At 58.8% G+C, this 25,795-nt stretch carries 17 protein-coding genes and 4 pseudogenes; 11 read left to right on the plus strand and 10 right to left on the minus strand.

Features of this window, described 5'->3' with window-relative positions:
- Together AU465_RS35925 and AU465_RS07925 are read right to left on the minus strand one after the other, a co-directional pair.
- Positions 1-203, minus strand: a pseudogene (locus AU465_RS35925) (coproporphyrinogen III oxidase); the annotation flags it as partial.
- Between the two features lie 71 nt (positions 204-274).
- The gene (locus AU465_RS07925; protein WP_192245607.1) at positions 275-442 is read right to left on the minus strand and encodes a hypothetical protein; all 168 of its coding nucleotides are present in this window, start codon (positions 440-442) and stop codon (positions 275-277) included.
- Here AU465_RS07925 and AU465_RS37715 point away from each other — a divergent pair.
- Positions 365-839 (plus strand): annotated as a pseudogene (locus AU465_RS37715) (IS6 family transposase); the annotation flags it as partial. The gene AU465_RS07925 and the pseudogene AU465_RS37715 overlap by 78 nt on opposite strands.
- Here AU465_RS37715 and AU465_RS07935 read toward each other — a convergent pair.
- Positions 840-1,946, minus strand: a pseudogene (locus tag AU465_RS07935) (FAD-binding protein); the annotation flags it as partial. It abuts the pseudogene before it with no gap.
- Between the two features lie 384 nt (positions 1,947-2,330).
- On the opposite strand from AU465_RS07935, the gene AU465_RS07940 reads away from it, so the two are divergent.
- The 3 genes from AU465_RS07940 (at position 2,331) to AU465_RS07950 (ending at position 7,467) form a co-directional block, all read left to right on the plus strand.
- On the plus strand, positions 2,331-4,202 hold the full coding sequence (locus tag AU465_RS07940) for a sensor domain-containing phosphodiesterase (RefSeq protein WP_192245632.1): 1,872 nt from the start codon (positions 2,331-2,333) through the stop codon (positions 4,200-4,202).
- Positions 4,203-4,729: 527 nt separating this feature from the next.
- A complete protein-coding gene (locus AU465_RS07945) occupies positions 4,730-5,173 on the plus strand; it encodes a pseudoazurin (RefSeq protein WP_192245634.1) in 444 nt (147 codons plus the stop codon).
- Between the two features lie 1,127 nt (positions 5,174-6,300).
- The gene (locus AU465_RS07950; RefSeq protein WP_192245611.1) at positions 6,301-7,467 is read left to right on the plus strand and encodes a porin; all 1,167 of its coding nucleotides are present in this window, start codon (positions 6,301-6,303) and stop codon (positions 7,465-7,467) included.
- A 192-nt stretch (positions 7,468-7,659) separates the two neighbouring features.
- Here AU465_RS07950 and AU465_RS07955 read toward each other — a convergent pair whose 3' ends face one another.
- Both AU465_RS07955 and AU465_RS07960 read right to left on the minus strand, forming a co-directional pair.
- Positions 7,660-8,316, minus strand: coding sequence for a DUF1796 family putative cysteine peptidase (locus AU465_RS07955; RefSeq protein ID WP_192245614.1), 657 nt, complete (start codon positions 8,314-8,316; stop codon positions 7,660-7,662).
- Between the two features lie 779 nt (positions 8,317-9,095).
- Entirely contained in the window at positions 9,096-9,281 is a 186-nt protein-coding gene (locus AU465_RS07960) for a hypothetical protein (protein WP_192245616.1), read from the minus strand.
- Between the two features lie 101 nt (positions 9,282-9,382).
- Here AU465_RS07960 and glyA point away from each other — a divergent pair, with 101 nt between their 5' ends.
- Genes glyA through AU465_RS07975 form a run of 3 tightly spaced genes read left to right on the plus strand, consistent with a single transcriptional unit; the run spans position 9,383 to position 13,071 of the window.
- The gene (gene glyA / locus AU465_RS07965; RefSeq protein ID WP_246505917.1) at positions 9,383-10,729 is read left to right on the plus strand and encodes a serine hydroxymethyltransferase; all 1,347 of its coding nucleotides are present in this window, start codon (positions 9,383-9,385) and stop codon (positions 10,727-10,729) included.
- A gap of 46 nt (positions 10,730-10,775) precedes the next feature.
- On the plus strand, positions 10,776-12,071 hold the full coding sequence (gene metK, locus AU465_RS07970; protein WP_281396711.1) for a methionine adenosyltransferase: 1,296 nt from the start codon (positions 10,776-10,778) through the stop codon (positions 12,069-12,071).
- Positions 12,058-13,071, plus strand: a complete 1,014-nt coding sequence (locus AU465_RS07975) for an adenosine kinase (protein ID WP_192245618.1) — start codon at positions 12,058-12,060, stop codon at positions 13,069-13,071. Before metK ends, AU465_RS07975 begins: the two co-directional genes overlap by 14 nt.
- A gap of 489 nt (positions 13,072-13,560) precedes the next feature.
- Here the strand turns inward: AU465_RS07975 and AU465_RS07980 are convergent, their stop codons facing one another.
- From AU465_RS07980 to AU465_RS07990, 3 genes and pseudogenes are all read right to left on the minus strand, one after another.
- Complete coding sequence (locus AU465_RS07980) at positions 13,561-13,917, minus strand: hypothetical protein (RefSeq protein WP_192245620.1); 357 nt, start codon at positions 13,915-13,917, stop codon at positions 13,561-13,563.
- 132 nt (positions 13,918-14,049) lie between these two features.
- Positions 14,050-14,178: pseudogene (locus AU465_RS38130) on the minus strand (integrase core domain-containing protein); the annotation flags it as partial.
- Positions 14,179-14,366: 188 nt separating this feature from the next.
- A complete protein-coding gene (locus AU465_RS07990; protein WP_192245624.1) occupies positions 14,367-15,422 on the minus strand; it encodes a cytochrome-c peroxidase in 1,056 nt (351 codons plus the stop codon).
- Positions 15,423-15,997: 575 nt separating this feature from the next.
- Between AU465_RS07990 and AU465_RS07995 the strand changes: the two genes are divergently transcribed.
- The 4 genes from AU465_RS07995 to AU465_RS08010 all read left to right on the plus strand — a co-directional run bounded on the left by AU465_RS07995 (position 15,998) and on the right by AU465_RS08010 (position 22,658).
- Positions 15,998-16,462 (plus strand): Ros/MucR family transcriptional regulator, encoded by a 465-nt coding sequence (locus AU465_RS07995; protein ID WP_192245626.1) that lies wholly within the window; start codon positions 15,998-16,000, stop codon positions 16,460-16,462.
- A 1,627-nt stretch (positions 16,463-18,089) separates the two neighbouring features.
- Positions 18,090-19,349 carry a M16 family metallopeptidase gene (locus tag AU465_RS08000; RefSeq protein ID WP_376774831.1) on the plus strand — a complete coding sequence of 420 codons (1,260 nt, stop codon included), beginning with the start codon at positions 18,090-18,092 and terminating at the stop codon, positions 19,347-19,349.
- A gap of 7 nt (positions 19,350-19,356) precedes the next feature.
- The gene (locus tag AU465_RS08005; RefSeq protein WP_192245640.1) at positions 19,357-20,751 is read left to right on the plus strand and encodes a M16 family metallopeptidase; all 1,395 of its coding nucleotides are present in this window, start codon (positions 19,357-19,359) and stop codon (positions 20,749-20,751) included.
- Between the two features lie 449 nt (positions 20,752-21,200).
- Positions 21,201-22,658 carry an NAD-dependent succinate-semialdehyde dehydrogenase gene (locus AU465_RS08010; RefSeq protein ID WP_376774832.1) on the plus strand — a complete coding sequence of 486 codons (1,458 nt, stop codon included), beginning with the start codon at positions 21,201-21,203 and terminating at the stop codon, positions 22,656-22,658.
- 329 nt (positions 22,659-22,987) lie between these two features.
- Here AU465_RS08010 and dcd read toward each other — a convergent pair whose 3' ends face one another.
- Positions 22,988-23,554, minus strand: coding sequence for a dCTP deaminase (gene dcd / locus AU465_RS08015; RefSeq protein WP_125006167.1), 567 nt, complete (start codon positions 23,552-23,554; stop codon positions 22,988-22,990).
- 628 nt (positions 23,555-24,182) lie between these two features.
- Positions 24,183-25,127 (minus strand): omptin family outer membrane protease, encoded by a 945-nt coding sequence (locus tag AU465_RS08020; RefSeq protein ID WP_192245630.1) that lies wholly within the window; start codon positions 25,125-25,127, stop codon positions 24,183-24,185.
- Positions 25,128-25,795 lie beyond the last annotated feature (668 nt).

Raw genomic sequence — 25,795 nt, forward strand, 5'->3', positions numbered from 1 at the left:
GTAGGGAAGCCGCAATACCGGCACATCGACCGGCAGAACGGAACGTGGAGATAGAGTGACACTGGTTCGTCAGCCGGTAGGTCCCCGAGCCATTTCTCATAAGTCTGGGCACCGATCGCTGCGGAGAACTCCGGCACAGTCGGATAGATGGTGTACCAAGGCAGGCGAGCCTCGCGATATTTTGTCAGGATTGAGGTCTGCAACAGTTTCCTTCCTATGCTGATAACCATCATCCTTACCGCTTCGCTCTCCTGTGTCTCTGCGTTATGTCAAATCATTCGCTTTGGCGCGAACCTTGTATTTTGCCAATGGGAATGCTCACGCGGGCGATGTCGCCGATCAGTCTTGGCTGGATGGCGAGGGTATGAACACTTGGCCGGTCAGCCATAAGCGCCATCGCTTTCCCGCCGAGACCATCTCGCACGCCGTTTGGTTCTGCCATCGCTTTCGCTTCAGTCTGCGCCTGGTCGCAGAGATTCTGCTGGAGCGCGGCATTGCCATATCCCACGAGACGATACGGCGTCGGGACCAGACTTTGCTCGCCAGCTGGCTCGTAAGACGCCCTCGCGTAGCGATATCTGGCATCTCGATGAGCTCGTGGTATCGACTGCCGGCCATAGGCATTGGCAGTGGACCGCCGTCTATCAGAACGGGAATGTGCTGAACGAGATCGTCCAGGTCCGCCGCAATGCTAAGGCTCCCAAGCGCCTACTGACCGGTTGCTGAAGGCAGGGCTGCGCCCTCAAGGGGCATGATCATCGACAAATCGCGCTCCTAGGTGGTGCCGCAAGTCGAGCATCGCTCGCACAGGGGAACTTAACAATCGTGCCGAGAACTCGCGAGGCATGCGCCGCCCTGTCGGCGCAGTCGAGAATGGACGACACTTCGAGCGAACACATCAGCTCATGTGCGTCGCGCGCGACAAGGGCGGTTTCGAGATCATCCCTGATCTCCGCGAGCCGCGCCTGGCCGATCTGCATCCTGGCCGTCGTTGACCAGCCACCTGGTCTTGTATTCCAGCTGGTTGGGCGGGATGCCGTCTTCACGCCGCGTCGGTGCCAACACGCGCTTGCGCTCCGCCTTGACGAACTCGCTGTCGAAATCCGGAAGATTGGTTTCCAGCGCGACTTCGGCAGCGTGCTCGCCGGCGACGGCCCCATTGGTGAAGGCGCCGAGCATATAGTTGTGTGGCACGCTCGCCATGTCGCCGCGGCGTACCCCTTGCCCGACTGTAGTTCGTTGTAGAATTCCTGCATCATCTGTCCAGACCAGTAGTCGCTTCGATGAAGCGATTGCCTTCACTGTTGGCGCTATAGGCTCCGAACGGACCGGCCACGTAAGCGCAAGCCGGGCCGTTATAGTCCTTGATCAGCGGATTGATCTGATAGCATTCGAGATTCGCGAGCGCGGCACCCGCATGATAGGCCATGGCATAACCGTCACCGGATTGGTCGGATTCTCATAGGTTCCGAAGAGATAGCCGGCATGCGGCAATCCGAGCCGGCCCGCCGCGCCCATGCAGAGGATCACGGTCTTGGCACGCAGCACGAGGAATTCAGCCGTGCGTTGTGGCGCCCGCGATCCTGCCGTCGTTGGCAGTCAACAGGCGCGTTACCATGAAGCGGTTGGAGACCAATATCCTTTTGCGCCTGATCTGACGGTAGAGCGCCTTCTTGACGGTATCGCCATTCGGCATCGGCAGCTTGTCATAGCAGCGCGAGGCATATTTGAAGACCGGCGCCTGATCGACAATGCCGTCATTGGCGATCGTGATGTCCTTGGTGTATTGCTCGGGCGTCGCATATCCTGGGACGACGGCGTTGTTCAGCCCGTCCATGCCCATGCAGATAGCTCCGGAACTCTTTCACATTGGCCTTTTCGAGCAGGACGACATTCAGAGCGGGATTTTTCTGCTTCGCCTTGAGCGCCGCCATCGGTCCGGCCGTGACGCGGCAGTGACCTTGAGCTCAAGAGGTATCACGGCGTTCCCTGATGGTTCGCCCCATCTTAGGGATCAGCGGAACATGGACACGCAATAAATTGCCTGCGTTCAGCATGCTTATTGAAACCGCGACAAGTCCGGCTTGCCGCATTGCGTCTGAGGGGAGCCTCGAACCGACAGCTTCGCCTTTGCACTTGCCGAAAATCCGTGGACCGGCATCCGCCTTCCATCTGCATCGCAGCAGCCGTTATCTTCTGGCTCTGATTAATGAGTCCTGGCCCCGGTTTGTCAGTGGCGAAAGATAACACTTATAAAGGATTACCTGACATCGTCATCTTGTGCACTGCGCCTCATCAGGGTGATTTCACCAGGAATGCTACAGGTACTTATGCACACGTATTGGCGGGTTAACGTGCTGCATCTCCAGAACAATATTCTCGAAATGATCGCCAGGGGCGAAACGCTCGAAGCGACGACGGACCGTCTTTGCCGCCAGATCGAGAAACTGTTGCCGGGCGTCTGGTGTTCCGTTCTGCGCGTTGACGGTAATGGCTTGTTGCATCCCCTCCCAGGTTCCAGCTTCCCGAATGAATATATGGCTCTTCTCGACGGCCTGATGATCGGCCCGCTTGTGGGCTCCTGCGGCAGTGCGGCCTATCTCGGAATGGCCGTGGCTGCGAAGGACATCGCGACCGACCCGCGCTGGGTCAGCTTCAAGGAGCCAGTCCTGGCGCTGGGCCTGAAGGCCTGCTGGTCGAGCCCGATCTGCGACGCCGCGGGCGCTGTGCTCGGCACCTTTGCCCTGTACTTTACGGAGAAGCGCGGCCCCACCCCGCGCGAGGAGGAGGTCGTCGCCTCGTGCACCTCCCTGTGCGCCATCGCGCTTGAGCGTCACCAGCGGGTCATCGAGGGCGAGCGCGGCGCCTATGTCGATGCCCTCACCAACCTGCCGAACCGGGCGAGTTTGGACGTCGCCCTGGAGCGGCTGTCCTTTGGCCAACCTAGCGCCTGGGCGGTCCTGATCATCGACCTCGACAACCTGAAGACCATCAACGACACTTTCGGCCATGCGGCCGGCGATGCTTTGCTTCAGGTGGTAGCGTCGCGTCTCGCCGAAAGCGTGGCGCCTGACCGTGTGTTCCGCATGGGCGGCGACGAGTTCGCTGTGATCCTGCAGCGAGCCGGAGCGCCCGCCGACATCGAGAGCACGGCGCGTCATATTCTCGACACTCTGGCTGTGCCCGCCGACTGCGACGGGCACATGATCCTGGCACAGGCTACCATCGGCGGCGCAGTGCTGTCGGCGGGGGACGTCGATGCGAAAAGCGTGCGCCAAAACGCCGATTTCGCGCTCTACCACGCCAAGGAAACTTCGCGGGGCGGCTTCGTGCTGTACTCGCCGGGAATCGGCAGCGCAATCAAGACCCGAATCGAGGTTATCCGCGATGTGGACGCGGCGTTACTGGAAGGGCGGGTCGACGCGTTCTATCAACCGATCCTGCGTCTTGATACCCGCGCGATTGTGGGCATGGAGGCGCTTTGCCGCCTTCGCAAGCCGGATGGCGAGGTCGTTTCCGCCGCTGCTTTTCATCAGGCGACCTCCGATGTCAGCGTCGCCTCGCATCTGACGGAACGCATGATGGCGATCGTCGCAGCGGACGCGCGCTCGTGGCTGGATCAGGGTATTCCGTTGCAGCATGTCGGCATCAACATTACCTCAGCCGATTTTCATAGCGGCACGCTTTACGCGCGTCTCGAAGCCGCCTTCGGCCGCGAGAACGTTCCGTTGAAGCATATCATTTTGGAGGTAACGGAGTCGGTCTATCTCGGCCAGCGCGATCCGGTCGTCGCTCGGGAGATCAAGGCGTTGCGAGCCCATGGCCTGCGTATCGCACTCGATGATTTCGGGACCGGCTTCGCTTCGCTCACGCATTTGCTGACGGTGCCGGTCGATATCGTCAAGATCGACAAATCCTTCATTGATCGCCTTGTCCAGGGAGATCCGAGCCTGGCCATCGTCGAGGGCTTGGTTGGCATCGCTCGCAAGCTCGACATCCAGGTCATCGCCGAAGGCATCGAGAACGAAGCCCAGGCCGTTTTACTTGCAGAGATCGGGTGCCAACTCGGTCAGGGGTATCTGTTTTCGCAAGCGGTACCACGTCAAATAGCGAAAGACCTTTTGAAGCGGTTCGGGCGACCACCTGCTGAGGAAACCAGGGTGGCGAGCGGCATAGCGAACCCAATCGATCTGATTGCCTGACAGAAATCCTTCCTGGGATAGCTTAGGTTGGGCCGAGGTCGTGGCGACCATCACCGCCGCTGCGAGTGCTGCGATTTTCATTGTGTCTCCACTCTTCCGATCTTAAGCGCGGCCTCTTTCATACCCCTCCTTTGTCCGATGGAATGTGACAGAATGGGCTGCAATTTGCTGACGCAGTCGGAGCTCGCTGGACACATGCTCAGCACGACATGCCCTGCAAGCAGCACATAGAATTAGCGCGCCTCGGACTCCCGCTCGAAGATCGGCGACTCCTTCGCAAACCGTACGGACCGGGGGTCCTTGAGAACGCTGTCGAGTTCCGCGGAGTTCAGGCCCCCGAACAGCGACAGTCGCGCGATAACCGAGCGGTCAAGCGGCAAACTCAGCTCCTCATGACTCCACAGCGGCGCCAGGCGGTCCAGCTATATTTCGCGCACCAGTTGCGCCAGCGCAAATCGCTAGCCCGCGCCGTGGGCCAGAAAATTGCAACGGTTGAAGCCGTGACGCACTCAAGAAAGGACTTTCCCATGAAACTTCGCCTGATTACCGCCGCCGCCGCCGCCCTGCTCGCTCTTGCCGGCGCCGCAAATGCCGAGGAACACATTGTCCAGTTGCTGACAAAGGGAGACGAGGGTTACATGGCCTTCCAGCCCAATTTCATCAAGGCGGCACCGGGCGACACGATCAAGTTTGTGCCTGGCGACAAGACCCATGATGTCGAAACCATCAAGGGAATGATCCCTGACGGCGCCCAAGAGTTCAAGGGCAAATCAGGTGAAACGACCACCGTCACGCTGACGCAAGAGGGCGTCTACGGCGTGAAATGCAATCCGCATTACGGCATGGGCATGGTGGCGCTGATCGTCGTCGGCAAGCCCGTGAACCTCGACGCGGCGCAGGCCGTCAAGCATATCGGCAAGGCCAAGACCGTATTCCCAGACCTGTTCAGCCAGGTGACGAAGGCGAAGTGATCCCAGGCGAAGGCCGGACGACCGAGAGGTCCGTCCGGCCTTCGCCAAAGCCAGAAGGCTCCGGGGATCCATCGGTCGCTTCAGCACCGCATCCTTTCCACCCTTGCCATCCGGGCGACCAAGAGTTTGTTAGGGCCAGAAAGGAAGGTCCGCCTACTGCCGATAGGCCGGAAAAACCGCGACGACAGCCAGCTACAACTTCGGAAAATACGTAGCACGGGCTTCCCCTCCGGACACGGGATACTTCCCAGATCGGCCACGTCAACCTCTCCGAGGCGTCCTCGCTTCGGTTTGCCCGTGTCGATCTTCTCAGCCTTGCGAAAATCACTTTGTCCGGATCTGATTGGCAAGCTGGCGCCCGGGATCACGACCAGCTTCGCCACGACCGAGGCGTGGCCCTCCGCCCTAACGATGACGCTTACGGCCTGGGCCAAGCTCCAAGAGCCGCATGCCCGACCTCGCTCGTGACTATTATGTCGGCGTCAGTGGGGCATCTCGCCTGACGTACCGAGACGGTGCCGCCGCAAGATGTCTCAATCTCGAGGTTTCTTAGCAAACAAAAGCTGTCGCCATTGAACGAAATTGTCGCGTATCGAACAGACGAACCACATCCTAAACGTTTGCTTTTCGTGTTCAGCTTGACCCTCAAAGCCAAAAAGAATGAAGCGCGACCAAAGTGCGCCGGCCAACTTGGGGGTCAGCGCGCAGCTACGTCTTGGGATGGCACGTCATTTGCACAGTCAACTTTGGAAGCCGTTGTGACGGTCTACCCAGAACTAGCGGAGATGACCATAGCGATTGGCTCAGTGCTGAATTCCCCCGAGGCAACCGAAGACTTTAGCTGAAGAGCTGCGTCTAGGCGCAGCGAGCCGAGGCATAAGAGCTGCAGTCATGTTGCGCCTTTTTGAGCCTAACTCAGATCGGCTCTCTAGTGCTCCAGGTCATGTATGAATTCTACAACTCACCTAACCGTACGAATGCCCAGTACTGCAGAAACCAATCTTCGTTCAGACACAAATAGGACAGATGTCAAAAATCTTACGTTAGCTTCGTCAACTTTGTTCTTGAACAATTTTCGTTCTTTGACGTCCTTCCCTCCCTTTTTAATCTTTGAACGGAGATCAAGAATGAACATCACGAGCATTCTTCTCGGCTCAGCTGCGGCCCTGATCGCAGTCTCCGGTGCTCGCGCCGCCGACGCGGTGACGGTCGCCGACCCGGAACCGACCGAATATGTCAAGATCTGCGACGTCTACGGCGCCGGCTACTTCTACATCCCCGGCACCGAGACCTGCCTGCGCATCGGCGGCTATGTCCGTTATGACATCGGCGCTGGCGACACGGGATCGTATGACCGCGCCAGAACCTCGGATGCGAGGAATGGCATGGATCAAGGTACATGGCGAAACAACACACGCTTTACCTTCAAAACTTGGACAGGCCAGGAGACCGAACTCGGCACTTTGAAAACCTATACCGAAACCGGCATGAACTTCGGTAACCGCAACGCTTACTCGGGTCTGGACAGTCCTCAGAACTATGCCTTCAACAGTGGCATCAAGTTGACTTTCGCCTGGCTTCAGCTTGGTGGCCTCCGAGTTGGTAAGGACTGGTCGGCCTTCGACACGTTTATTGGCTACCCTGGCAACGTCCTCAATCAGATGGCTGTTCCGTACGGCGACTTCGATACCAATGTGGTTCAGTACTACTTTGACGCCGGTAACGGCTTTTCGGCTTTGGCTTCACTCGAAGAGGGCTCGGGCGTGGTCGGCACTATCAACAGCTATGTTCCGCACGTCGTGGGCGGCGTGAAATACACGCAAGGCTGGGGCGCGATCACCGGTGTTGTCGCTTATGATAGCAACTATGAATCGGTGGCCGGCAAGGTCCGCGTCGACTTCGATGTCACCAACGAACTGTCGCTATTCGGGATGTTCGGCTACGGCTCCAACGGCAAGCTAAACGATGACGCCACTAACGCAATCGACGCTCATGGTCGCGGCTTCTACAAAATTTGGGGCGGCAACTGGGCGTTATGGATCGGAGCTACTTACAAGTTCAACGAGACAACTTCGTTTAACCTCCAGGTCTCGGGTGATCAGCTCAAGAATTATGGTCTGGCTGCAAACGTCGCCTATACGGTCGTCCCAGGTTTCACGGTTATAGTCGAAGCCGACTATGACCACTATGGCAACTTCGGCGTCGGCATGGTCGGCCCTTCCAACGCAAACTGGACTGACGCCGACAAAAAGAACAGCGTCGGCGGCATCCTCCGTTTCCAAAGCTCATTCTAGCCTTTGAATGAGCAGCTGAATCTCGGCGTCCGATTGAGCGGACTTATTGCCGGATCCGTTTGAGCGGTGTTGCGAGATATCATGAAGAACTCGAATTTGTCAGATCTCGGCATATAGTGCGACAGACAGCTCGCTTTCCATGAATTTACCTCCTGTGCTGCTCTGACTGGCCTTGCAGCACGATCTTGAAGATTACAGCAGCGGTGGACGGTCTGGCGAAAGTCCCATTGTTGAGAAGAACTCGTTCCACGCCTCATCATCGCCAAGTTGATCAGGAACATGGTTCTCCTGATGGACACTGCAGCGCTCTGGGAGCGGCCTTGTGAATTCCGAATCATCGTATGGGTTTCCGATGGCGCGAAAAAATGCCAGATGGAAGCTTGAGTGTCCCAACTTTTTCTCAAGTAGAGTGATCATCTCCTGGAGACCCTCTGTTCCAAACGGCTGCCCACGCTGCCGATCACCTGGAGCATCCGTTCCAGAGACATAGCGCACAAACAACGTTTTGCGCGTCCGAGCGATATCAAGCATCTTGTTGTATTTGTAAATCAGCTTATCGCGACAAGACCGTAAAGACTCCGGCGTAAAAATCACTGCGTTGGACGTTTTTCTATCAAACTCATGATGGTAGATAATACCGTAATTCTCGCAAAGAGCAGTTGTACCATTGAAGCACGCTGATACACGAAGCCCAAATTGTGATCCATCGTCCGCCAATATTCGTTCGATGGAGGCTACAGGCGTCACAAGCCAATCAAAACAGCTACTCGGGCGCCTTTTGAAATATCGTCTAATTTGGTTGGCAGGAGTGCAGTCCGATCCAAGGCTAAAGATCGCTTCGTAAGACATCGTTCCGGTCCTCATGCTGTCTAATCAGAATGAAAAAAAGGAATGGTGCATTTCGAAAGATCCGCCAAATCGATTTTTTTGATGCAGCCCATCCACACTATGGATACCAAGCACGCAGCATCAAATTGAGCCAGGCGGCCATGAGCGGCATCGCGCGGCTATGAACCTGTTTCCGCGACAAGCTATTTACGGAGGGTTCGTTCCCCGCCGACATGGTTCGGCCGATGAAGGCAGCGGAAGGCGAACGCGATCGCGATCGGCGGCTCGCTGGCCGTGCGGGCGTGATGACATCAGTGAAGAAGAGCCTGCGTTGCAACAGATCCTTCAAAGAAATTCATAGACTCTTAGCAACTCCAAACCGCTGTGAATGGTACGCTTATCGCAACATCTGAGGTTAGCGGGTCAAGACGCGTGGTGCCGCGACCAAAGAACAGCATGCAATCTCTGGTTTGAAGGAAATGGCAAGAATAGAGCTCATATTGGTTCTTCGAACACCGCAATCGTCGGCTCGAAACAATTCATGCTTACAAAACAAACATGTACCCTCGCGACCAATGTGAGTATCTGTTCGCTTGAAAGCAAAAACATAATTCGGGCGAAAGCTGTAGTATCTACGGAGAACGCCAAATGGCAAAGTCAGTAGGACAAGTGCCCAGTCTTTCTATGTGGCTTGAGGCTGGCCAATGATGACACTGGTCAGTCGCCTACGGACGGCGGCGCATCTTGATCGCCTTCGAATCCTGGGCCTTTGCGCGCATGCGGACCTAACTGTCTGCCAGCTAGCGGAGATCCTGGGTCTGCGTCGCGAGCACGTTGTGCGACACGTACGGCTGCTCGTCAGAGCCGACTTTCTTTGCTGCAACGAACAACGTCCGTGGGCCTCGTACCATCTCAAAGCAGGAGGCAAGGACGGTGGGCTGGTTCAATTGTTGATCGATCTCCTGCCACACCACGATGGCTTTCATAAACGAGACCTGCAACGCCTCGAAGCAATGCACAACGCGCGGTCGAAGGGGACCGCCTGCTTGATCGTGAAATAGATCAATCCAATGGGAGCCTAACTGCCATGGACAACTCCGCCGTCGGCGCGACCGCGCAGCCCGACACCCTCGGACGGTCTGCCTTGGCCGCAGTCGATTACCGCGTTCACGAACTGCTTCTAAGACAGGAGCGGCAGGAGCGGACGACGCTCAAACTCATAGCCTCTGAGAACTTCGCCTCTTCGGCCGTGCTGGAAGCGACCGGCTCGATTTTCACAAACAAGTACGCCGAGGGATACCCCGGTGCGCGCTACTACGCGGGAAACGAGATCGTCGATGAGCTTGAGAACCTCGCCATTGAGCGCTTGAAAACACTATTTGGCAGCGAACACGCCAACGTCCAGCCTTATTCCGGCTCGCCGGCCAATCAGGCTGTCTATCGCGCACTTTTGAGCCCGGGAGACAAAGTAATGGGCTTGCCCCTCCCCGGTGGGGGTCATCTCACCCATGGATGGGCCGTCAACTTCTCCGGCACTGATTATAAACGCGTCCCCTATGGGCTGCACGAACAGACGCAGCAGATTGACTATCACCGCTTGCGCGAGACGGCCAAGCGGGAACGGCCGAAGCTCATTTGGGTCGGCGGAACTGCTTATCCGCGTGTTTTTGACTATGCGGCAATGGCGGAAATCGCTTCGGAGGTGAACTCCTATCTTGTGGCCGACATTGCGCACATCAGCGGCCTGATTGTGGCAGGAGCGCATCCGAATCCGGTGCGCCATTGCGACGTCGTCAGCAGCACGTCTCACAAGTCAATCCGCGGTCCCCGCGGTGGCTTCATTTTATCAAGGAATGATGACCGCTATCAAGCGCTGTATCATTCGAAGAGCAAACACAATCTCGCCAAACGTATAGACCGTGCGGTGTTCCCTCTCCTGCAGGGCGGACCGCATATGAATATCATCGCCGCGCTAGCTGTCGCTTTGCAGGAAGCCGCGAGCCCGTCCTTCCGGACTTACGGTCAGCAGGTCGTCAAGAATGCCAAGGCGCTGGCCCAGGCGCTTCTGGAGCGAGGCTATGACCTGGTCACCGGGGGCACCGACAATCACATGCTGATCCTTGATCTGCGCGATCGACCACTGTCAGGCAAAGCCTATGCCGAACGATTATCGGAAGCAGGCATCATTACGAACTTTAATATGGTGCCGGGCGACCAGCGGCATCCGGCGCTCACAAGCGGCATCCGCTTGGGGACACCAGCGGTGACGTCCGTGGGCATGTGCGAGGCGGAAATGGTGCAGATCGCCACTTTCGTAGACTTGGTCTGCCGACAGCCCGATGATCCGGATGTCCATGCCTGCGTGCGAAGAGACGTTGCCGACTTCTGCGCTGCGTTCGAGGTCCCTGGCATCACCAACAGGAAGCCGGGCTAATCAAAATGCCCATCCAACTCCAGCAACCCGAAGCGAGGGCCATTCCATGACTAGGCAGTTCGTGTTTTCTTCCGAATCCGTCGGCGCGGGACACCCGGATAAGATGGCAGACAACATCTCGGATGCCATCCTCGATGCGATCCTCCGCACCGATCCGAAGGCACGCGTCGCGTGCGAAGCGTTGGTGAAGACAGGGATGGTCGTTCTGGCTGGCGAGATCACCAGCGATGCGCAGATCGATTACAGCCAAGTAGCCCGCGATACGATTGTCGATATTGGATACGATGACGATGCGATCGGCTTTGATGGTCGGCGTTGCGCCGTCGTTTTGGCTCTCACCGAGCAGTCGCCCGACATTAGCCAGGGCGTTGACGAGGGACGAGGGCAGGATCTCGAGCAGGGAGCGGGGGATCAGGGCCTCATGTTCGGGTTCGCATGCAGCGAGACCGATACACTGATGCCCTTGCCGATCCAACTCGCCCACGGTCTGACGAAAAGACAGGCAGAGGTCCGCAAAGCGGCACAGCTGAGCTGGCTGCGTCCGGACGTAAAATCTCAAGTGTCCATCCGCTATGAAGGTTTGCGCCCGGTGGCGGTGGATACCGTAGTCCTGTCGACGCAACATGCGGAGGAGGTCACACAAGAAACAGTCCGGGAAGGCGTCATCGAGGAGATCATCAAGCCGGTCTTGCCGCCCCACTTGGACACGACGGGGACCAGGTTCTTGGTCAATCCAACGGGGCGGTTCGTAGTCGGTGGGCCGCGCGGCGACTGCGGCCTCACTGGACGCAAGATTATCGTCGATTCCTACGGTGGGATGGGGCGTCACGGCGGCGGCGCCTTTTCGGGGAAGGACCCATCCAAGGTTGACCGCTCGGCTGCCTATGCGGCCCGGTATGTCGCGAAGAATATCGTGGCTAGCGGACTTGCGGAGGTCTGCGAGGTTCAGCTTGCCTACGCGATCGGTGTGGCCGCTCCGGTTTCTGTCCTGGTCAGCACTTTCGGGACCGCGAAGATCGTGGAAGAAAGAATCGAGCGGCTCATTCTTGAGCTGTTCGATCTCAGACCTAAGGGCATTATCAAGATGCTTGATCTCTTGCGTCCGATTTACCGCAAGACCGCCACGTACGGGCACTTCGGCCGCGAAGAACCTGAGTTCACCTGGGAGAGGACGGACAGAGCCGACGACTTGCGGCGCGAGGCAGGGCTCGCCGCCGCGCGAGGGCCGACGCCGGATCGATCGCTATGCGGAAAGTCCATTCCAACTCCCCAGACTCCTGCCCGGCCGGCATGGCAGAAGGCCAGCGGACCGTTGAACGGAGACTTTGATGCCGGAATATGACGTGCTTTGCATCGGCAATGCCATTGTCGACATCATCGCGCAGTGCGACGAGGCTTTCCTCGAGACCAACGGCATCATCAAGGGCGCGATGAACCTCATCGACACCAGGCGTGCCGAGCTGCTCTACAGCCGCATGGGCCCGGCGATCGAGGCGTCTGGCGGCAGCGCCGGCAACACGGCCGCGGGCGTGGCGAGCTTCGGCGGCCGCGCCGCCTTCTTTGGCAAGGTGTCGAACGACGCGCTCGGCGAAATCTACACCCACGACATCCAGGCCCAGGGCGTCGCCTTCGATACGAGGCCGCTCAAGGGCGAGCCGCCGACCGCGCGCTCGATGATCTTCGTCACGCCGGACGGCGAGCGCTCGATGAACACCTATCTCGGCGCCTGCGTCGAGCTCGGGCCGGAAGACGTCGAGGCCGACAAGGCGGCCGGCGCCAAGGTCACCTATTTCGAGGGCTATCTGTGGGATCCGCCGCGCGCCAAGGAGGCGATCCGGCAGACCGCGAAGCTGGCGCATGCCGCCGGGCGCGAAGTGTCGATGACGCTGTCGGATTCGTTCTGCGTCGACCGCTACCGCGACGAATTCCTCGACCTGATGCGCTCGGGCACCGTCAATATCGTCTTCGCCAACAGCCACGAGATCAAGTCGCTCTACCAGACATCGTCGTTCGACGAGGCGCTGGCGCAGATCCGCAAGGATTGCCGGATCGCGGCCGTGACCCGCTCGGAAAAGGGCTCGGTCATCGTGCGCGGCGACGAGACCGTTATCATCGAGGCGACAACGATCACGGACCTGGTCGACACGACAGGCGCCGGTGACCTCTACGCCGCCGGTTTCCTGCATGGCTACACGCAAGGCCGCAGCCTGAAGCAGTGCGGCGATCTCGGCTCGCTGGCGGCCGGGCTGGTCATCCAGCAAATCGGCCCAAGGCCGAGGCAGAATTTGCGCGAAGAGGCTGAGCAGGCGGGGCTGATCCATTCCGGACATTCAAAGGACTAGTAGCCTACTTCCCGTTGTGCAGGCTATGCGCGCACGCACCTGCCGAGCCTCGTCCTGACGCAACGCTTTGATCCATCCACGCCCGCGCATCGGTCTTCCTGCCAACACCCCAAAACCATGCGGGGGCTATGCCACCGAGACCCCAATTTCCGGCAAGCCGAAACGCTCTAAATTTAACATCCGCTAATCTAAGTCTAGTCGCATCGGCATCGCCGTCGGCGTTGGCGGCTTGGCGCGTGCATCGACAACCGCAAATCGCATTGATGCGTTCGACCGGCCAGGCGTTTGCCCCTTCGGCCTCGCCTCGCCACTGCCGGTCTATTGCGATGTGCCGCTGCGCGCCTACGATCAGTGGTGCCGGCGTCCGGCGAAACCAAGGCAGCGGTAAAGGCGCCAAATGGTGCGACACTGCCAAATTGCGGACCTGCGGCGTATGCAATAATCGACTGACAGCGATGGGCGGCAGCGCCAAAGCGCAGTGACAGGCCGTTAAGAGCCGGGCAGCGTGCCCGTCGCCGACATCTCGAAGACATCGAGCAGGATGGCCAGCCCGACGCCGCACGCGGTCAGGATAAGGCCGGCCATGAAGATGCGGTTGGCGCGTTCGTAAATGGGTCGGCGCAGCGAACTCATGTCGAGCAGCAGGGACAGCGCCCGCATCTGCAACGCGATGCCGACCAGGATCGGCACAACGGCGAACAGATCGTAGAGCCGCCATGGCACGGGGTTCGCCGCCCAATGCGTGACGAAGCCGAGCGAAAAGGCAAGCAGGATGCCCACGACGGTGATTGTGCCGTTGCGGAAAATCGTCTCGATCAGCTCTTCCTTCGGATCGTGCTCGTCCAAGCGCCCCTCCCCTCCCTCAGCCGTAGCGGGCCTTTGCACAGTGTGAAACCAAGCTCTCGGGAAATCCCTGTACATCGCCGCCAATTAGTCAAGAGAGCTTCTGGCAAAGCGAACCGGTGGCTGTGCAGGGAATTAGCGGAACTGGGCGGTGAAACGCCGTTGACTTTGGCACAGACTGAGACCGGCGATCGGGGCCTTGTGCCCTATCGCCCCATATGGGCGCTCCTCGTTGTAGTATCTGCGCCAATCCTCCAACTTTTCGAACCCCTTTGGTCTGACTCGCGCCAGATGCCTAGGATGATGCCATCGCAACGAGCTGGCAACGGAAGCATTGTCTGCGCTTTGGGATCATGCCAGGCATTGCCTTCTCAAAGAGGTCGCGATCGTCTCGTCCCAGTAATGGTCGCAATCAAGAATGATTGCGACTTTCCGTAGCCAGCTCCGGCCATTTATTTCCCTAAGATCTGCGATGCAGGTCGAGGCGTTGTCGCCGTTTCGGCGGGTAAGATGGGCAAGACGACCTCGGGTACCTTTCCGGTCAGCGAGTTAAGGAAGGCAACGAGCAGGTCGACTTCTTCTTCCTTCAATTGTTCGCCGAGCTGCGTAGTCCCCATGATGGCGACGGCCTGTTTTAGATCCCAAACCTTACCCGGATGAAAGTATGGCGCTGTGAGTGCTACGTTGCGCAGCGGTGCCGCGCGGAAAACATGGGAATCGTCAGCTGTGTTGGTGACGGCAAAGCGGCCCTTATCTTTTTCCGGCAGGACCTCGGCGCTGGGCTTTTCCATAAGGCCGAATTGGTAAAAGTCCTGCCCACCAACGTTGACACCGGCATGGCAGGACGAGCACCCTTTCTCAATGAAAAGCGCCAGGCCCTGTTTCTGTTCGGAAGTCATGGCGGCGTCATCGCCATTGAGGAAGGCGTCGAAGGGGGCCGGCGTGACCAATGTCGCCTCAAAGGCTTCAACTGCCTTGGCCAAGTTGTCGAAGGTGACGCGATCGGCCTCACCTGTGAAAGCTGCATTGAACCAATCGACATATTGCGGCATCGACTTGAGCGTCGCGATCACTTGATCTGGTGTGTGGGCCATTTCGATACCGGCTTGGATCGGTCCCTTGGCCTGAGCCTTCAGGTCTTCGGCGCGACCATCCCAGAACTGCGCGATGTTGAAGACAGCGTTCAGTACCGTCGGCGCGTTGCGGGGTCCCTTCTGCCAACCATGGCCGATCGAGGTTTCAAGATTGTCGTCGCCCCCGGTGGCCAAGTTGTGGCACGAGTTGCACGACAAAACGCCTGACGCCGAGACGCGCGGATCGAAGAACAGTGCCTTGCCGAGGGCGATCTTTTCCGGTGTGATCGGGTTGTTGGCGACTGCCGGCGTCGTGGATGGCAAAGCCTTGAAAGTGCCCAGTGCCGTTTCTCTGAGGTCGGCGGAAATCGGTTCCGCAGCAAAAGCAGTGACGGCCGGCAAGGCGACAGCCATCGTAGTGAATAGCATTTTCATAAATGATCTCCGAGCGTTGTGCACGGAAGCCATTGTGGGGTATGCGGTTCGTGAACGCCCTGCGCTAGATCAACGGCGGGAGAGGACCGGACCTGACGGCCAGACTTCGATCGGCCTGCCATTGAGTGGCGGAAGCCGCCACCAAGGCTGTGTCGATCGTCCGACCGTGGATCCCAACCCGTGGCCGGGCGCCATCGCAATTTGCTCGCGCTGGCGGCCTGGTTGGTTCCCTGGGGCGTGGCGAATCCCCACGACAAATGCCAAGGCAGAAAGCATCATGGAGACCATGAATGGCTTAAGCCGTGTATCCGATGACATACGAAGCCTTCAGCGGCGCGAAACACCTTCGGCTTTTTCATTTTGCAAAATTCAAACGGAGGGGATCGAGAATCAAAGCAAACTCCGACCCAGCACCGAGCGGGTCAACGTGCACGACGGTGGGATGCGGCGCTATAGACCTCGATGCTGGACAAGCATCGCAATAATCCTGTTCGAGACACTTGTTGCTTTCAGCGGCAACCGCCACTATGAAGCGACGCTTCGCCGACTACGTTTCATGCCGCCCGGAGATTTTCATGACAGAAGAAGCCGACAAAAACATCGACACCCTCATCGAACTCACCGCAGATGTCGTCTCAGCCTATGTCTCCAACAATCCCGTTCCGGTGGGGGACCTCCCTGCTCTGATCGGCCAAGTGCATGCGGCTCTGAAAGGCACGGCCGGAAGCATCTCCGCAGAAGAGCCGATGGTCCTGAAGCCTGCTGTCCCAATCAGGAAGTCGGTGACGCCGGACTACATCGTCTCCCTTGAGGACGGGAAGAAATTCAAGTCGCTAAAGCGCCATCTGTCGACCCACTATGGGCTGACGCCGGATGAATATCGCACCAAATGGGGCCTGCCGGCGGATTATCCCATGGTCGCGCCGAGTTACGCCGCGGCGCGCTCGGCCTTGGCCAAGACAATGGGGCTCGGCCGCAAACCGAAGGAGCCGGAAACGCCGGCGCCGGCGAAGCGGACCCGCAAGAAGGTCGCGGCTTAATTTCGGCAACCGAGATTCGTTCTGGAGCGCGCTGCTGCCATCGGCATGATCTGCGCGGAATATCAAAGGGCGGGAGCAACCCCGCCCTTGTCTTTGCAGACAGCCTGGTTTCAGGAATTCGCGACGGCTTGTAGCAACCTGTTGACCGATTCTCCTGTCAAGCCATGTTCTCGCCCACTCTTGTCGAGCGGGTCAGCCCATCCGGGACGTGCCGCGTGCTTCCGGCTCTTGCGGGACGCAGCCGAAAAATCAGCCAGCCTTGCTGAGGCAGGCGTTGCACGATGGCTGGGTTCTTTTACAGCCGCACAATGCGGCTGTGACGGTGCCATACGAACCCGCTCTCGGCCAAAGGTTCGGATCGCCTTTGATTCTGTCAGCGAATTTAGATTTTGGAGGCGAAGCGTAAAACATTGAGCGCGCTGCTCATGCCGCCCCACCAATCGCCGTCCGGCCGTCTATCGCCTTTTACCAAATCTCGACCAGCTGCAGCCTGCGGTCGCCCGGCGGGATGAGCAAAGGGCGTTGGGCAAGTCCGCTTCGTCCTCGCATCCGCCGATGTAGGATCAATTGGCCGCAATGTCTCAGCGTCCTGAGGATGGCGATTGTGGTTTCATGGTTCGCTCTGGAAATTGAAGAAGGCACGCCGCCAAGTGAACCTCCCGTCGCTGCCTTGTTTTGTTGGTTTTTCAAAACGGCTACGCGCTCTTTGTCGGCTTGGGTGCACGGCCCAGCGTCTAGTCTAGCAGCGCGCGATCTGGTCGGGAGGTGTACACAGATTGCCTCGCGATCTTCGATAACTTTGGACAACTCTGGCAACTGATCAACCACGCTGCCGAGGCCAGACCCCCGCGATGTCACATCTAGCCAGGTGCCGTTGCGCGCCTCCTCGACGTCGGCCCGCCAAGCTCCCCTCGCCTCTCCGCGACCTCCACTGCGAATAGCCTGGCGGCCAGCTCCCTTCCGTACCAGCCAGGCTCGTTACTCTCTGCTCGTTCAGCGTCGACCCTGGCCCGCCTGTCGACGACAGCGTTCTGCGGCGACCATCATCGTTTTCATCCAACCCTCTTAGTGCCGCGGCCAATTCGAGAAGCTTCCTAATCCCCCTCCGCGGCACCCGCTTGTGTTCCGCACGAGCAAGATATCGGCGCAAACGCTTCGCGTTCGGGGGTCTCCGATGTCCGACAATGTCGGATACGCAACACAGCAGAGCCCGATTTATGACGCTGCCACCAACGGTTTTCTGATTTGGCACGGTACATGCGCGGTCATCCGCAAACGCGTCACTGACCAAGGAGAACTCATGATCATCTCACCAAAAAATACTGCCGCGGGCCTCCCAGACCAATCCGAAGATGATGCTCGAGCCAGGCCTGGCAACACGAAGACGGTTGCTCATCCGGCTCGGCATTGCGCGACGATCCACCTTCTCGCGCAAGAGGAGACGGGGACGAAGCCCCTTCAAAATGAGGAACAAATCACTTGGCCTCAAACCTTGCCTGTCGACCCGCCACCACAACGGGAGCCATCGATCGAACTTCGGTCTCACTGGCTGCGCAGGGCATTCATTGCGACCGCGTTGGTTCTCTCGGCAACCGCTCCGGTTCTGGCCGATAAAGATGACGGCAAGGTGACAGATTTTCTGCTCGACAACGGCATGGAGGTGGTCGTCATTCCCGATCACCGTGCGCCGATCGTTACCCATATGGTGTGGTACAAGGCCGGCAGCGCCGATGAACCAATCGGGAAATCCGGCATCGCGCATTTCTTCGAGCATCTGATGTTCAAGGCGACGACCAACCACGCCGCCGGCGAGTTCGACCGCGCCGTGTCGGCCATCGGCGGTTCCAACAACGCCTTCACCTCCTATGACTACACCGCCTTCCACGAAACGGTGGCGCCGTCGGCGCTCGGCGAGATGATGGGCTTCGAGGCAGACCGCATGCGCAACCTCATCCTCAACGACGACGTCATCACCACCGAACGCGACGTGATCCTCGAGGAGCGCCGCTCGCGCATCGACAACAATCCTGAAGCCGTGCTTGACGAGGAGGTCGACGCCACGCTCTGGCAGAACCAGCCGTATCGCATCCCGGTGATCGGCTGGATGCAGGAGATGGAGCAGCTGAACCGCACCGACGCCAAGGCCTTCTACGACAAGTATTACACGCCCAACAACGCCGTGCTGGTGGTGGCCGGCGACGTCGAGCCGGAGACGGTCAAGGCGCTGGCCGAAAAGACCTATGGCAAGGTCGCGCGTGGCCCGGACCTGCCGCCGCGCATCCGCCCCGTCGAGCCGGAGCAGAACACTAAGCGCACGGTGACGCTCAGTGACGCGCGCGTGTCGGTGCCGAGCTTTTCGACGCGTTGGGTGGTGCCGTCTTATCGGACGGCCGAGCATGGCGAGGCCGAGGCGCTCGACCTGCTGGCCGAGATCCTCGGCGGCGGCAACCGCAGCCGGCTCTATCAGCAGTTGGTGGTGAAACAGGGAATAGCCACCGAGGCCAGCGCCTCGTTTCAGGGCGACATGCTGGATGACGCCCAGTTCACCGTCCACGGCTCGCCGCGCGGCGGTGCAAGCCTTGCCGACCTAAAAGCCGCGGCCGATGCCGAAGTCGCCCGCATCGCCAAGGATGGTGTCACCAGCGAGGAGCTGGACAACGCCAAAGACCGCTATGTCCGCACGTTGATCTTCGCCCAAGACGAACAGGACTATCTCGCCAACATGTATGGCTCGACGCTTGCCATCGGCGGCACCGTAAAAGATGTCGAGGAATGGCCGGACCGCATCCGCAAGGTCACCCCCGATCAGATCAAAGCGGTTGCCGCCCGCTATCTCGTGTCCGACCATTCGACTGCCGGCTATCTCTTGCCCAAGACGGAGAATTGATGTGACGATGAACCAACACCGTGCCGCCTTTGCACAAGCCCTGCCTTTTCCGCTTTCAGCGGCAGAAGGCAGCGTCGCGCGACTCGCCACCCCGCTGGCCATCCTCCTCCTCGCCATCCTCTTCCTCATCCTGCCGGCGCTCAGGGCCCATGCGGCGATGAACATCCAAGAGGTGAAATCGCAAAAGGGCATCAACGCCTGGCTGGTGGAGGACCATACGGTGCCGATCATCACCATCCGCTTCGTTTTCGACGGCGGCACGACGCAGGACCCGGTCGGTAAGGAGGGGCTCATTCATCTGATGACCGCCCTGTTCGACGAGGGTGCCGGCGATCTCGACAGCGAGGCCTTTCAAGTGAAGCTCGACGATGCCGGCGCCGAGATGAGCTTCGACGCGCAACGCGACGGCATCCATGGCTCGATGCGCATGCTTTCGGACCAACAGGACGCCGCTTTCGATCTGCTCAGGCTCGCGATCAACAGGCCGCGCTTCGACCAGGAGCCGGTCGACCGCATCCGTGCCCAGCTCCTCTCCGGCATCATTGCCAATGAGCGCGACCCCGAGGCGATCGCTCAGCGCAAATGGCTGCGCGCGATCTATGGTACGCATCCCTATTCGAGGCCGGACGAAGGTACCAAAGTGAGCCTCGCCGGCATCACGCCGGCCGATCTCGGCGCCTTCCACAAGGCCATTTTCGCTCGCGACGGGCTCCATGTGGCCGTGGTCGGCGACATTGACGCGACGAGGCTGAGTGAAAAGCTCGACCAGCTGTTCGGCGATTTGCACGAGAAGCAGACGCTCTCCCCCGTTGCCGATGTCGCCGCAAAACTCGGACAGCAGGTGGAGGTGAACTACGAGCTTCCGCAGACCTCGCTGCAATTGGCTTTTCCTGGCGTCGGACGCAGCGAGCCGGATTTCTTCGCCGCGCTGCTGATGAACGATATCCTGGGCGGCTCGCCCTTCACGTCGCGCCTGTGGGAGGAGGTGCGGGAAAAGCGCGGCCTTGCCTATGGCGTCGGCTCTTATCTGACCGGTTACGAGCATTCTCATGAACTGCTGGTTACGACGGCGACACGCTCGGACCGCGTCGTCGAGACACTGAGCATCGTGCATCAGGTAGTGAAGCAGATGGCACAGCAGGGGCCTACGGAGGCCGAACTCGAGGCGAGCAAGAAACATCTGATCGGCGCCTATGCGATCAACAATCTGGATTCCTCCAGCTCGATTGCCTCCACGCTGGTCGAGCTGCAGCTCGACAATCTCGGCATCGACCACATCGAGCGCCGCGCCGCCCTCATCGATCAGGTGACGCTCGAAGAGGTCAAGGCAGCGGCGAAGAAGCTGCTTTCCGCCGATCCCTCCATTATGGTGATCGGCCCGCCGCTCGCGGGCAAAGGGTGAGTACAGGACCCGATTCATCTCCCTTCTCTCCTTGTGAGGCTTTTTCACGGGGAGAGGTGCGGTTGGTGCGCAAACAGGCCTTTTACCCCAGAACACTGACAAACCCCGTCGATTTTCGGCGGGGTTTTTCTTATGAGGTTGGCGGGTCAGAATTTTCGGGTATCGACGGGGTGCCTACCTCATGCGAAGCCGGGTGTTGGCCTTAGGCCGAGTGCCATGGCCCCCCATGCGGTCTGCCGGTTCGTGTCGATGATTTTCGGCTAATAAGAACCGCGAGCCGTCTTCTTGAGAATTCAAGTGGCCTCCCATTCCAGTTTGGGGACGGTGGCCTACCAGCTGTCTGGCCGAGGCCCTATAAGGAACCCGGACGTCGCGGAATACACAAGCACACTGCTGACAATATACCCGCTGCGTTGGGGAGGAGCCCGCTATTGCCCCTGTGCCTCCCGATGATCCGACACCTGAGATCCCCGGACCTGTTTGGACCCATTGATCGCCTGCCGGCGCTTGGCACGCGGCTCAGCGAGCGGACGTTCGAGGTCCTCAACCCGTCGACGGGCGAAGTGCTGGCAGAGCTTCCTGACATGGGCGTGGAGGAGACGCGCGCTGCGATCGACAGGGCCTATGCGGCGCAGCCTGGATGGGCCGCGTTGACTGCACGTGCGCGCAGCGATGTTCTGTGGCGATGGCATCAGTTGATCATCGACCACGCCAACGATCTCGCCGCGATTCTCACCGCGGAGATGGGCAAGCCGCTTGCGGAAGCCAGGTCGGAGATAGCGCACGCGGCGGCGTATCTACAATGGTACGCCGAAGAGGCCAATCGCATCTATGGTGAAACGATCTCCGCACCATCAACGGACCGTCGGATGCTGGTGATCAAGCAACCGATCGGCGTCGTCGGGACGATCACGCCGTGGAATTTCCCAGCCTCGATGGTGGCGCGCAAAATCTCGCCGGCCTTAGCGGCGGGCTGCACGATCCTCCTCAAGCCCGCTGAACAGACGCCGCTTGTGGCTGGCGCAATGTTCGCCCTTGCGCATCAGGCGGGCTTTCCCGAAGGCGTCGTCAACCTGATCTATGCGTCCGAAGGCGATGCGGTCGGTCGCGAACTCTGCACCAATCCCAAGGTCCGCAAGATCAGCTTCACCGGCTCGACCGAGGTTGGCCGGCTGCTGATGCGCCAGTGCTCGGACCAGATCACGAAGGTCAGCCTCGAGCTGGGTGGCAATGCACCTTTTATCGCCTTCGACGATGCCGATATCGATGCTGCGGTTGACGGTGCGATCCAGGCGAAGTTCCGCAATGCCGGCCAGACCTGCGTGTCGGCAAACCGCATTTACGTCCAGTCGAGCGTTCACGATGAGTTCGTCGAGAAATTCGTGGAGAAAGTCCGCAACCTATCGGTTGGTGACGGCTTCGCTCCCGGAGCGGACATCGGACCCTTGATCGACAGGCATGCTCTGGCCAAGATCGAATCCCATATCGCCGATGCCGTCTCCAAAGGCGGCACAATTCGATGTGGGGCCAAACGCATCGGCAAGCAAGGCACTTTTTTCCAACCGACGGTCATCACCGAGGTCTCCAGCGAAATGACAGTGGCGCAAGAGGAGACATTTGGGCCCTTGGCCCCGATCATTCGTTTCGAAGATGCGGATCAGGTCGTGCGTGAGGCCAATGACACGATTTATGGCCTCGCTGCCTATTTTTATGCGTCAAACCTGAAGCGTGTCTGGCGTGTGGCCGAGGCCTTGGAATATGGCATGATTGGCATCAACACCGGACGCATGTCCTCGGAAGCGGCACCCTTCGGCGGGATAAAACAGTCCGGTATCGGGCGGGAGGGTTCCCGCCATGGCCTCGAGGATTACCTCGAAATGAAATACCTTTGCATGGGCGGCATCTGAAGCGTCTGCTTGCGCGGTTCGCAGATGCGGCAATCGCGCGAGCGATCTCTGAAGACCGCCATCGCAAGATCGCTGCGCAAGGGGTGCCGGCGGGCGGCTCCGAAACCCGTGCACACACAATTTTGACGTATTGGCTGGATGTATCTCGCGACGAGACAAGCGTCCGGATTGTCGGCGAAGAGGGCCGCATGTGACGGAGGATAACCTTGCGAGCGATAAGGCGTTGCGCGAGGACTTCAAGCAGAAGGAAAGTTGCCATACCCGGTTTTCACAGACAAAATGCAAACGGTCCGCGTCAGGGCGGGCCACTAGCAATCGAATTAGGGGTATTAGCCTTTCTTGGTCGTCGTTTGACCAGCAAAGCGGCCTTCATATCCGCGAACTGGGGTACCAAGAGTTTGCTCGAAAATGAGCTGGCAGATTTTCATTCCGGCCCTGAGCTTAACTGGGACCTTATTGTGGTTGACCATCTCAAGACGAATGTTGCCAGCGAATCCCGCATGGATGGTTGGCGCTGTGAGATGAATGCCAATCCCAAGTCGGGCGAGGGAGCTTTTCCCTTCTACCCTTGCCGCAATCCTAGACTGGAATTTCAGTTCCACATATTCGCGTGTCCAAGCTAGGATCATATGGTGGGGCGGAAAATCGAATCCCTGTTCGCCATCGATATCCAGTGGCGTAGTGATTTCTGCCATTACCTCTTCGTGATTGTATCCCTTCTGCGAAGGATCGATGCAGAGGCTGATGCCTGCCTTTTGGTCTTTGAATAGAGTCAGCCGCCGGTCAAGTGTTAGATCGAGACTGGTTGAGCTATAGAAGGAAATGTCGGGGGGCGGGTCGATAATGATCGCCTCGTTTTGCAAGGCGATTTGTATTTCCCTATCTGTGAGTATCATCCCGCGTGATCGCCTCGTTTTGCAAGGCGATTTGTATTTCCCTATCTGTGAGTATCATCCCGCCCCTCCATGTCTATTCTACCAAAGCTTGCGGCACCCATACTCTCCATGAGCCATTAATAGTCTCTCGTGGAAGCTCAACAAGCAGGTCCGAATCACGGCTATTGATAGGATAGCCAATCTCTAATTTATCATCCGTAAGTGAACGCTGATTCACAACCAAATGTTCGGCGCCGGAAGTTGTGTCCACAGAAACCACAACCTCGCTAGGGTGTGTCGCTGGCCCTATCTGCCTAACCCGAACTTTCATCGATTGACCTCCTCGTTAGGTTGCATTGGACTTTTGAACCCAAGGTGAGCTAGGGCGGCTGATTTGCCTATCCATCCCACTTGTTTTCAACAGCTTTCCTTGCTCAGGTTCGCACCGGAACAAAGAGAGAACAATAGCCGTTTTTTGACCCACTCGTCGAGTCACTTTTTGTTCTAGTCTCAGGGAATGCTGGTTAACAGACCATTTCCAGGAAGGAGGGCGTCAAATCTGGATCACCTGTAACCCGTCACCCGCCGGAGACCAATCGCCGGCACTTCCAATTTGCTCTTCGGGTCCTGGCGGCGGACAATTGCTTTCTCAGTTGAACTTGATGCTCGCCTGCACGAACACGCCGTAGCGCTCTGCCTCCCAGTCCTCGACCTGCGGGGAACCATGGCCCGGTGTCTCCTCGAAATGCGCGGTGCCCTCGGTTGCCACCCTCCAGTAGCGGGCGCCGACGCCGATGTTGAACAAATCCGTGACCTTGTATTTCAACACCGCCTCGAGTTGGACCCCATGCCCGTCGCCGTCTTCAGGTAGCGGGTTGATCTTTGGGCGCAGATGGTGCCGATCTTCGCCGTCGAGCCGCGTGAACAGGAACGCAACGTCGCCAGAAAGGCTGAGTCGTTCGGTAAGTTGCGTCTGCCCGGCCAGGCCGAGCCGCAGGGAATGCCAATCGTTGTCCTGGCTGATGAGGCCGACATTGTTCGGGATGGCTCGCGAGCAAAATCGCGTGTTGGTCGCCTGCTGCACGCAACCGAAAGCGTGGTAGCGCTCGTTCCAGAAATTGTAGCCGACAAAAGCACCGATGCGGTAGCCCGGCGTGTTCCAGAAAGAGTATCCCAGATCGGTGGTGAAATAGGTGATGTCGCCGCCGCGCTGATCGGACATCGTGTTCGAATAAGGGGCCCTATTCGGCCAATCCTCGTCGACGAGAGAACCCTCGGTGATCCCGCCCGCGCTGAGGAGGCCCTTGACGAAAATGCCAGTCGGGTTGTGGGTCGCATTGAAGAAGACTTCGCCCGAATGCGCATCGAGACGGTCGTAGGTAAGCCGCGAGACCAGCCGCGTGCCGCTGCGATTGTAAAGGTCCTTCGATGCTTCGCCGGTACTGTACCAATAGCGTAGCCCACCCTCGAAAGAAAAGACTGGGGCCGCTGCCCCGGCTACCAATGCCGGATCGGCGATCACCGGCACGTTGGCAGCGGTCGCGCCCGCCGTCAGCCCACAAAGCGCCGCATATGTCAAAAACAGTCGCCGCATCAGATAATTCTCCTTTGTGTTTCGCGGGTGTCGATCTCGGGTTCTGTCGCCAACTATTCGGCAAGAAGATCGAGGCTTGAGCGCTCTTCAGCTTCTGAGGAGCTCATGATGTACAAAGGCCGCGGTTCGACCGATCGGGGATCCTGCTGTGCGTGCGCTGGTAGGGTGGTGAAGCCACGCCGATCTTTGCTTGCGCTTACCACCACGAGGACATCGCTTCCGCAGCTCGACGCATCGCGCCCCGGAATCGCACGTACACGCTCGGAACCATGCGGGTCTCACCTCCACTGACTCTATCCGGCCGCGTGTCATGGCTGCCGCAAGAAGCGCTTCGTCACAAATCGCTCCCTGCGGGCCGATCAAAGATCTGCCATTGTGTCCGCCGGTGGCAGAATTATCAGAGCAAAATGCGTGCCGATTTGGCGTACTGTCTGCGCTGCACCGGTTCTCCATACCGACGGCTTGGCCCCTCATCCCCTTATGGTCGGTCTTCTGACATTCTTGCCGAGCTTCCGACGCAAAAAAGGTTTGCGGATAAGAATGCTTCCTGAGCAGGCCGAGCAGTAATGCTAAATCAAACCCTTCCGGAGGGTGGGATCAGGCTATATTCTCTTTACCTAGTGGTTCTCGCCTGACATAAGAGTCCGGCTTGGGATTCCCTTTCGCGG

Source organism: Mesorhizobium silamurunense (genome assembly GCF_014843905.1).
Classification (GTDB): domain Bacteria; phylum Pseudomonadota; class Alphaproteobacteria; order Rhizobiales; family Rhizobiaceae; genus Mesorhizobium; species Mesorhizobium silamurunense.